The 9,586-nt window shown below is 62.3% G+C and carries 10 protein-coding genes; 1 reads left to right on the top strand and 9 read right to left on the bottom strand.

Features of this window, described 5'->3' with window-relative positions; all coding sequences use genetic code 11:
* The 9 genes from EOA29_RS14975 to EOA29_RS14935 all read right to left on the bottom strand — a co-directional run.
* A partial coding sequence (locus tag EOA29_RS14975) for a biotin carboxylase N-terminal domain-containing protein (protein WP_127221092.1) occupies positions 1-979 on the bottom strand: 979 nt, incomplete at its 3' end.
* 260 nt (positions 980-1,239) lie between these two features.
* The gene (locus tag EOA29_RS14970) at positions 1,240-2,358 is read right to left on the bottom strand and encodes a branched-chain amino acid ABC transporter substrate-binding protein (protein ID WP_126091405.1); all 1,119 of its coding nucleotides are present in this window, start codon (positions 2,356-2,358) and stop codon (positions 1,240-1,242) included.
* A gap of 137 nt (positions 2,359-2,495) precedes the next feature.
* The gene (locus EOA29_RS14965) at positions 2,496-2,843 is read right to left on the bottom strand and encodes a DUF6867 family protein (protein WP_126091404.1); all 348 of its coding nucleotides are present in this window, start codon (positions 2,841-2,843) and stop codon (positions 2,496-2,498) included.
* A 79-nt stretch (positions 2,844-2,922) separates the two neighbouring features.
* Positions 2,923-3,651, bottom strand: coding sequence for an ABC transporter ATP-binding protein (locus EOA29_RS14960; RefSeq protein WP_126091403.1), 729 nt, complete (start codon positions 3,649-3,651; stop codon positions 2,923-2,925).
* Positions 3,651-4,808, bottom strand: coding sequence for an ABC transporter ATP-binding protein (locus tag EOA29_RS14955; RefSeq protein WP_126091402.1), 1,158 nt, complete (start codon positions 4,806-4,808; stop codon positions 3,651-3,653). The genes EOA29_RS14960 and EOA29_RS14955 overlap by 1 nt, the downstream gene beginning before the upstream one ends.
* Positions 4,808-6,202 (bottom strand): high-affinity branched-chain amino acid ABC transporter permease LivM, encoded by a 1,395-nt coding sequence (livM, locus tag EOA29_RS14950; protein ID WP_126091401.1) that lies wholly within the window; start codon positions 6,200-6,202, stop codon positions 4,808-4,810. The genes EOA29_RS14955 and livM overlap by 1 nt, the downstream gene beginning before the upstream one ends.
* Before the next feature lie 5 nt (positions 6,203-6,207).
* Entirely contained in the window at positions 6,208-7,110 is a 903-nt protein-coding gene (locus EOA29_RS14945; RefSeq protein ID WP_126091400.1) for a branched-chain amino acid ABC transporter permease LivH, read from the bottom strand.
* Positions 7,111-7,490: 380 nt separating this feature from the next.
* Positions 7,491-8,192, bottom strand: coding sequence for a haloacid dehalogenase type II (locus tag EOA29_RS14940; RefSeq protein WP_126091399.1), 702 nt, complete (start codon positions 8,190-8,192; stop codon positions 7,491-7,493).
* Positions 8,193-8,357: 165 nt separating this feature from the next.
* Positions 8,358-8,744 (bottom strand): ectoine synthase, encoded by a 387-nt coding sequence (locus tag EOA29_RS14935; RefSeq protein WP_126091398.1) that lies wholly within the window; start codon positions 8,742-8,744, stop codon positions 8,358-8,360.
* 176 nt (positions 8,745-8,920) lie between these two features.
* Between EOA29_RS14935 and EOA29_RS14930 the strand changes: the two genes are divergently transcribed.
* A partial coding sequence (locus tag EOA29_RS14930) for a LysR family transcriptional regulator (protein ID WP_127221091.1) occupies positions 8,921-9,586 on the top strand: 666 nt, incomplete at its 3' end.

The following is a 9,586-nucleotide window of genomic DNA, read 5'->3' as shown; positions in this document are numbered from 1 at the left end:
CGTCGAGGATATGTATCTGCGCCTTCACGATGTCGATGCCGGTCACCATCTCGGTGACGGTATGCTCGACTTGGATACGCGGATTGACTTCGATGAAATAGAATTTGCCGGTGTCGGCGTCCTGCAGGAACTCGACCGTGCCGGCGCCGATATAGCTGGTCTCTTGCGCGATCTTCAGCGCGTAGCCGCAGAGTTCCTGGCGCAGTTCCTCGCTGAGATATGGCGCCGGCGCGCGCTCGACGACCTTCTGGTTGCGGCGCTGGATCGAACAGTCGCGCTCGAACAGATGGACGGCGTTGCCATGCGTGTCGCCGAGCACCTGGACCTCGACATGGCGGGCGCGCTCGATCAGCTTCTCGAGATAGACCTCGTCCTTGCCGAAGGCGGCCTTGGCCTCGCGTTTGCCCTCCATCACCTCGCGGGCGAGATCGGCTTCGGCACGGATGGCGCGCATGCCGCGGCCGCCGCCGCCCCACGAGGCCTTCAACATCACCGGATAGCCGATTCCCGCGGCGAGCTTCTTCACCGCTTCCATGTCGTCCGGGAGCGGATCGGTGGCGGGCACGACCGGCACGCCGACCTCGATCGCCAGGTTGCGCGCAGCGACCTTGTTGCCGAGCCGGCGCATCGTCTCCGGCTTCGGCCCGATGAAGGTGATGCCGGCGGCGGCGCATGCCTCGGCGAATTCCGGGCTCTCCGACAGCAGGCCGTAACCCGGATGGATCGCGTCTGCGCCCGACAGTCTGGCGACGCGGATTACCTCGTCGATCGAAAGATAACTTTCGATCGGACCCATATCCTTGGCGAGATGCGGCCCGCGACCGACCTGGTAGCTTTCGTCGGCCTTGAAGCGGTGCAGCGAATATTTGTCCTCTTCCGCCCAGATGGCCACGGTTTTGAGGCCCAGTTCATTGGCCGCGCGGAAGACGCGGATGGCGATTTCGGACCGGTTGGCGACGAGGATCTTCGTGATTGCCAAGGAATGGGCTCCAGCAGCGGAAAGTGAGGTGAAGGGCAATGATTAGCGTGAAAATGCTGCAGCGCAAACAAAATCGCGCGACAACTAAAACGATTTAAATCGCTCGTTTGCGCCAAACGGCCGCTTGTCTCCCGTCCCGCGGTTCAAGGAGCGCTTTGTAGGCGCTCTCGTGAGGATCGGTTGATGGAAAAACACCCGACAACAAAAATGCCCGGCGCTGAGCGCCGGGCATCTCGAAAAGTCGGCTACAGTTTGCCGGCTTATTTCTCGAAGTAGCTGTACTTGCCGTCCTCGCCCTTCTTCCACTCGTAGATGACATAGTCCGGACGGGTGATGTCGCCCTTGGCATCGTAACCGATCTCGCCGATGGCCGTCTTCCACGGACCGCCGGACTTGATCGTGTCGGCAACCTTCTGCGCGTCGTCGGCGGAGCCGACCTTGGCGATGGCCTGCGAGATGATCTGGATGGCGGCATAGGAGTAGAGCGTATAGGCTTCCGGCTCGAAACCGGCGGCGCGGAACTTCTCGACCACTTCCTTGGCGGCCGGATTCTTGCGCGGATCCGGAGCGAAGGTGTTGAGCGTGCCGGCAACGGCATCGCCGGCGATCGAGGCCAGTTCGTTGGAGACGATGCCGTCGCCGGAGAACAGCGGCGCCTTCAGGCCCTGGTCGGCCGACTGACGGATGATCAGGCCGGCTTCGGTGTGCAGGCCGCCCCAGTAGATCAGGGTGACGCCATTTTCCTTCATCTTGGCGATGAGGGCCGAGAAGTCCTTGTCGCCGACATTCACGCCTTCATACATCACTTCCGTGATGCCGCCGGCGTTCAGGTTCTTCTTGGTCTCGTCGGCGAGGCCCTGGCCGTAAGGCGTCTTGTCGTGGATGATGGCGATCTTGGCGTCCTTGAAGTTCTTGGCGATGTAGTCGCCCGCCACCTTGCCCTGCTGGTCATCGCGACCGCAGGTGCGGAAGGTGTTCCACAGGCCGCGCTCGGTGAGCTTCGGATTGGTCGCTGCCGGCGTCATAACCAGGATGCCGTTTTCCGCATAGACTTCCGACGCGGGAATGGTCACGCCCGAGTTGAAGTGGCCGTCGACGAACTTGACGCCGTCGGCGACGAACTTGTTGGCGACCGAGATGCCCTGCTTGGGATCGGAGACGTCGTCACCGATCTCGAGCTTGAGCTGCTGGCCATTGATGCCGCCCGCCGCGTTGATGTCGGCGACCGCCTGTTCCGCGCCCTTCTGCAGCTGCGCGCCGAAAGCGGCGTTCGGACCGGTGATCGGACCGGCGACGCCGATCAGGATGTCGGCCCACGCGCTGCCGCTGAACGCGATGAACGCGGTCAGCGCCACGGCGGACAAGAGTGATTTTTTCATTGAAACGCTCCCATTTACGGAGTGGGCGTGGATGATACTTTCATGCGATGCCCACCCTTATCGCAGAAAGCATAGAATGCCGATTTTCAGGCACTTGTCACGCCGATTCATCCCTGAAACGACGTTAATCATGAACCTCAACCTTTCGGCTTCCAGCTCAATAAGGAAGCTCTTTCGTAGAGCCAATTATACTGAGTGACCATCTGGTTCGTGCGCGTGTACTGATAACCGAGGAAGCCGAATATCATCAGCACAACGGTATCGACGATGTAATAATGCAGCGAGAACATCGTGCCTCCGAACAGGGCATGATGGATGAACCTTACCCCGATGCCGAGGCCAAGCATGTAAATGAACAGGCGGACGTGGGTGCCCCAGGTCTGGGCCACGGCTTTGCCGGTCATCCAAGCCGCCCCGCCGCCGAGCAGGCCCGTGACGAACAAGAAGTGCCAGATCGAGGCTTCTTCGTAGAGAACGCCCTGCATGATTGATGTCTCCCAACCCTAGAGCAATTCCAGGAAAAGTGTGAAACGGTTTTCCGTCCGGAATTGCATCAAAACTGCCCTAGTGATGCCCGCCTTCGAGATATGCGGCGCGCACTTCCGGATTGGCGAGCAGCTCCTTGCCGGTGCCGCTCATCGTCACATTGCCGTTGACCATGACGTAGCCGCGATTGGCGAGCTTGAGCGCGCCGAAAGCGTTCTGCTCGACCAGGAACACGGTCAACCCCTGCGACCTGTTGAGCTCGCGAATGGCGTCGAAGATCTGCTTGACGATCAGCGGCGCCAGACCCAGCGACGGCTCGTCGAGCAGGAGCAGCTTCGGCCTCCCCATCAGCGCGCGCCCGATGGACAGCATTTGCTGCTCGCCGCCCGACAGCGTGCCGCCGCGCTGGTTGATGCGCTCCTTAAGCCTCGGGAACAGCGCGAACACCTTCTCGGCATCCTCGTCAAAATGCTTAAGGTTGTCGATGCTGGCGCCCATCTGCAGGTTTTCCATCACCGTCATGCGCGGGAAGATGCGGCGCCCTTCCGGCGATTGGGCGATGCGCAGCCGCGCGATCTCGTGCGTCGGCATCTGCGTGATGTCGGTGCCGGCGAAGGTGATGGTGCCGGCGCGGGCACGCGGCGCGCCGAAGATGGTCATCATCAGCGTCGACTTGCCGGCGCCGTTGGCGCCGATCAGCGCCACGATCTCACCCTGGTTGACGTTGACGTCGACGCCGTTCAGCGCCCGGATGTTGCCGTAATAGGTCTGCACGCCCTTGATATCGAGCAGCGTTGTGCCGGCCATTATTTACGCCCTCCGCGCGGCTTGGCTGTCGAGGATTTCGCGGCCGGCTTGGCCGGCGAGGTGGACTTTTTGGCCGAGGGCTTCGCCTTCGCTGCGGGCTTTCCGGCCTGCGAGGCCGGCTTGCTTCTTGTTGAGTTCGCGCGCGCATCGACCTGAGCCGCTTTCGAGGCGCCCTTCGAGACCGTGACGCGCTCGCCCTCGTCCGCGTGTTCGACGGTATCGGAAACCGGTCCGGCCATCATAGAAGCGGAATTGCCCGGCCCGTGCGCGGAGTCGGGCCCGGTATCGAGCTGTTCGATGACGTCCTCGTCGCCGACTTCGGTGAGCACTTCTTCCACCTCCTGATCGTCGACGCCGAGATAGGCGGCGATGACGCGCGGGTCGGTCCTGACCGACTGCGGATTGCCGTCGGAGATCTTGCGGCCATATTCCAGCACCACGACATGATCGGAGATCTGCATGACCACCGACATGTCGTGCTCGATCAGCAGGATCGAGGTGCCGGTGTTGTCCTTGATGTCGATCAGGAGCTCGTTGAGCGAGGCCGATTCCTTCGGGTTGAGGCCGGCGGCCGGCTCGTCGAGGCACAGCAGCTCAGGCCCGGTGCACATGGCGCGCGCGATCTCCAGCCGCCGCTGCGCGCCATAGGGCAGGTCGCCGGCCGGATCGTCGGCGCGCTCGACGAGATCGGCCTTCTTCAGCCAGTGCCTGGCGAGCTCGATCGACTCGGCCGAGGCCTGGCGGTAGCTCGGGAAGCCGAACAGGCCGAGGAAGGTGTAGCCCGAGGCCTTCATCAGCTTGTTGTGCTGGGCGACCAAAAGGTTTTCCAGCAGCGTCATGCCCGAGAACAGGCGGATGTTCTGGAAGGTGCGCGCCACATTGGCGCGCGCCGGGATCTCGTGGTTGGGCAGGCGCTCGAGCAGATACGTCGAGCCGTCGCGCTTGTTCAGCGTGATCATGCCCTCGGTGGGCTTGTAGAAGCCGGTGATGCAGTTGAACACCGTCGTCTTGCCGGCACCGTTCGGTCCGATCAGCGCGGTGATCTCGCCGCGCTTGGCTTGGAACGACAGGTCGCCGATGGCGACCAGGCCGCCGAACTTCATCGACAGGTGCTGGACCTGCAGGATGAAATCACTCTGGGAAGCTTGCACGTCCATCAGCCGTGGCCCTCCTTGGTGAAGGAGCCTGAGACCGCTCTTCGTTCCTTGAGGAAGGCGGTCGGCTCACGGCTGCCGACGAAGCCGCGCGGCTTCCACAGCATGACGATGACCATGGCCATGCCGAACAGCAGCATGCGGTAGAGTTCCGGCGTGAAATCGGGGCCGAACACCGCCTTGAGGAAGCCGAGCTCGCGCAGGATCTCGGTGCCGCCGATCATGACCAGCGCCGCCACCGCGATGCCGCCCAGCGAACCCATGCCGCCCAGCACAACGATGGCGAGGATGATCGCCGATTCCAGGAAGACGAAGGATTCAGGGCTGACGAAGCCCTGTCGGGCGGCGAAGAACGAGCCGGCGAAGCCGCCGAACATGGCGCCGGTGGCGAATGCCGTCAGCTTGGTGGTGGTGGTGTTGATGCCGAGCGAGCGGCAGGCGATCTCGTCCTCGCGCAGGGCTTCCCAGGCGCGGCCGACGGGCAACCGGCGAAGCCTGATGGTGACGAAGGCGGTGAAGAAGCACAGGCCCAGGATCAGGTAGTAGAGGAAGATCTTGTAGTAGGCGCCCGACTGGGCGATGTGCAGCACCTTGGCGATATAATTCGGGTCCGAGACGTTGAACGACACCAGGCCGAAGAACGACACCTTCGGAATGCCGGAAACCCCGGCCGAACCGTTGGTGACCTCGCGCCAGTTGATGATCACCAGCCGGATGATCTCGCCAAAGGCGAGCGTCACGATCGCCAGATAGTCGCCGCGCAGCCGCAGCACCGGGAAGCCGAGCATGACGCCCCAGAAGGCGGCCATGGCGCCAGCGGCGGGCAGCAGGATCCAGAACGACAGGCCGAAATGCGTGCCGAGCAGCGCATAGGCATAGGCGCCGACCGCATAGAAGGCGACGTAACCGAGGTCGAGCAGGCCGGCCAGCCCGACGACGATGTTGAGGCCCCAGGCCAGCATCACATAGATCAGGATCTGGATGCCGAAATTGTCGACCCATTTCAGCGAACCCTGAAAGCCGAACGCCAAGACCATCACGACTGGATAGGCGATCAGCACCGCGACGCCAATCTTGTTGAAGTTGCGCCGCACAAAGCCCGGTTCGGCCGCGATGGCTGCGGGCGCCTTGGCCTTTTCCGCCTTGGCCCGCTCCATCGCCGGCTGCGCGTATCCGACATAGAGGAAGCGGCCGACGGCGGTGGCAATGACCACCAGGGCAAGCAGGCCCCAGCGCTGCACCAGGATCAGTTCGTTGGAGATGTTCTGGTCGGTCCTGAGGCCGATGAACAGCACGAACAGGCCGAGCGCGATGGCGCCGGCATAGAGCGCTTCACGGAAAGCGCGTTGGATGGGAGGGACGACGACGTCGCGCTCCGGAGACACGGTAACGGCCATGAGGATCAGACCTTTTCGACTTCAGGCCGGCCCAGGATGCCGGAGGGCAGGAAGATGAGCACGATCGCCAGGATCGAGAAGGCGGCGACGTCCTTGTAGTCGATCGAGAAATAGGCTGACCACATGCTCTCGATGAAGCCGATCAGCAGCCCGCCGAGCACCGCGCCCGGCAGCGAGCCGATGCCGCCGAGCACCGCCGCGGTAAAAGCCTTCACGCCCGGCACGAAGCCGTCGGAGAACACCACCACGCCGTAATACATCAGAAACAGCGTGCCGGCGACTGCGGCAAGGGCCGCGCCCATAATGAAGGTGATGGAGATGGTGCGGTCGACGTCGATGCCGAGCAGCGCCGCCATCTTGCGGTCCTGCTCGCAGGCGCGCTGAGCACGTCCGAGCGCCGTCCTGTTGACGAGATACCAGAAGATGACCAGCAGCACCGCGGTCACCAGAACGATGATGATCTGCTTCAGCGAGACGCTGATGCCGTCGATCGTGTAGACTTGGCTGACCAGCGGCGGGATCGGCTTGTTGCGCGGCCCTTGCGTGACCTGCACGAAGTTGGACAGCGCGATCGACATGCCGATGGCGGTGATCAGCGGCGCCAGCCGGAACGATCCGCGCAACGGCCGGTAGGCCACCTTCTCGATCGTCCAATTGTAGAGGCTGGTGAGCAGCATGCCGACGATCATCATGATCAGAAGCGCCACCACCACAGGCACGGAATAGAACAGCGCGCCGAGGATGAGGAAGACGATGAGGGCCGTGAAGGCGCCGACCATGAAGATGTCGCCATGGGCGAAATTGATCATGCCGATGATGCCGTAGACCATCGTATAGCCGATCGCGATCAGCCCATAGATAGATCCCAGCGTCAGCCCATTGATAAGCTGCTGGACGAAGTACTGCATATTTATGCGGCTCCCCTGGAATGTCGCCTTCGAGGACGCATTCCTTTTCGTATTTCCCCTAGTCGTAAAGTTTCGAGCCCGGATTGCAACGTGATTTTTCAATCGCCGGGCGTGTTTTGGAAGCACGCCACCCGATTGCCCGTTTTTTCGCACCCGGCCCCTGGACTATCGCGGACCCTATCATTGGCACAACGCAATGTCTTTGACGATTCAGCCGTATCATGCGCACCGTTTCGAAGAAATCGCCGTCAAAATAAGTTGATGAGATGATTCCTTGCGTCGACCAACGTGGTCGGTTTTGCAGTCCCGCCCCCTCCGCCGGGTCAGGATTCCGCGAGGTGTGACAGTCATGCGACAGCGAGGCGACACCGCCGACCGCCTCAGTCCCAGATGGTCGATGCGAGAAAAGGCGGCACGCGGTCGAGGGTCCGAAAAACCGCGTTCGGGGCATAGTCGGGCAACGGTTTGCGGCCGGTGCCCCTGTCGATCCAGATGCATCGGAATCCGAGATCGCGGGCGGCCGCGAGATCGAGGTGCGGGCTGGCGCAGATATGCACGATATCGCCGCGATCGAGGCCGAGCGCATTGTGGGCGAAATCGAAGATCTGCTGGGCCGGCTTGTAGGCGCCGGCCTGCTGCGCGGTAATGACGCGGTCGATATGGCCGTCGAGCTGCGCGACATTGCCGGCGATGATGTCGTCGTCGGTGTTGGAGATGATGCAGAGCTTGAATCCCTGCGCTTTCAGCAGGCCGAGCGCGGACACGACTTCGGGGAATGGCGGCATTCGGGAAATGCTGCCGGTCAGCACCTCGATGTCGTCCGGCGCGTAGCTAAGCTTCAGCTCCTCCATCGCCAGGCGCAGCGCTTCGCCGGCCACGGCACAGAAGGATTTATGCGGCCGCTCGGCCTCCAGCGCGTGTTCGTGCTTGTCGTAGACGCGGATCAGTGTCGGGGGCTCAATGTTGGAGCCTGGATGATTGGCAAGGATCGTCTCTACGGCGGCGAGCAAGCCTTCGTCCCACTGGATCAAGGTGCCATAGCAGTCGAAGGTGAGCCACTCGGGTTTGGGGCCGGAAAGCATCGAATGTCCTTTCTCGAAGATCGAAAGAAGGGCGGCCGCCCTTCCTGCTCTCTCAGAACCTCGGCGTGACCGCGCCCTCGGAGGCCGGCGCCAACTGGGCGCCGATCCTTGCGTCGAGCGAATCAGCCGCCGGAAGCCGCTGTCGCGAGAAAGTACCCGCGAAGTTCAGTAAGCAGAACCTCCGGCTCCGTTGAGGCTGTGCTTCTCGGTGCCGTTGAGAGGCGGATTGAAGACGCTGACCAGCACCATGTCGCCTGTGGCGTCCGCACGCAGAAAATGGTCGTCATGGGCATCGAGCACATAGATCGTGCCCGGCTCGATACGATGTATCGTGCCCTCCATGTCCTCGACTTCACCGCTGCCGGAGATGCAGTAGCAGGCTTCCAGATGCCGCCGGTATTGAAGGCGCGATTCACTGCCTGCGCGCACGACGGTGTGGCAGACCGTGAACCCCATGCCGTCCCGCTGGGTCAGCAGCCGGTGGCTGGTGCCGTTGCCCCAATCGACGAAGAAGTCAGTTTTTTCTACATCAGCCAATTGCCTGATGAACATGAGCGCTCTATCTGTGACAGATTGCGGGAAGCGGTTCACGCCTCCGGATCGATAGTTTAAGCGGCTTTTTCTGGTATCTTCACGCGACCGCCAAAACTGACATTCCCGAAAATGTCTCGGTTTGAGCCCGATTTCAAATGACCGATTTTCGCGCAATCCATTAGGAATACTTACAGATGGATTACCTTCCGTTGAATGCCATTCGGGCTTTCGAGGCCGCCGCCCGCCATCTCAGCTTTTCGGCCGCCGGCGAAGAGCTCCATGTGACCCATCCGGCGATCAGCCATCAGATAAGGCGGCTGGAGGAGTGGTTGGGCGTGCCGCTGTTCGATAGGGGGGCTCGCAAGGTTCGTCTGACCGAGGCGGGACTGGCGCTTCAGGCGTCCGCGGGCGCCGCGCTCGCCGAACTCAACGCCGCCTGCCGGCGCATACGAAGGAGCGCCGGCGCGCAGTCGCTGTCAGTAGGCTGCATTCCCTCCATCGCCAGCCGTTGGCTGGTGCCGCGCCTGACGGACTTCACTGCCCGTCATCCTGAGATCGCGATCCGCGTCACCTATGCAAAGGCGGAGGACAGGCTTGACGACGAGGACAACGACATTCTGATCACGCTGGGCGCCGACCCTTCCCCGCATGTGACGAGCCTCAAGCTTTTCTCCCGGATAAGCCGGCCCGCATGCAGCCCGCATTACCTGGCGCGCAAGGGCCGGCTGGGCACACCGGCGGAGATCGCAGCGGCGGACCTGCTGCATGACGAGACACCGTTGGGCTGGCGGGATTGGTTTTCCCGGGCGGGCATGGCAGGCACGAGCCTCGGCAACGGGCCTGTTTTTGCCGACTTCAAC

Origin of the sequence: Mesorhizobium sp. M1E.F.Ca.ET.063.01.1.1 (genome assembly GCF_003998155.1) — a bacterium.
Taxonomy (GTDB): domain Bacteria; phylum Pseudomonadota; class Alphaproteobacteria; order Rhizobiales; family Rhizobiaceae; genus Mesorhizobium.
Note: the sequence above shows the minus strand (reverse complement) of the source record. Positions and strands in the feature narration are given on the sequence as shown.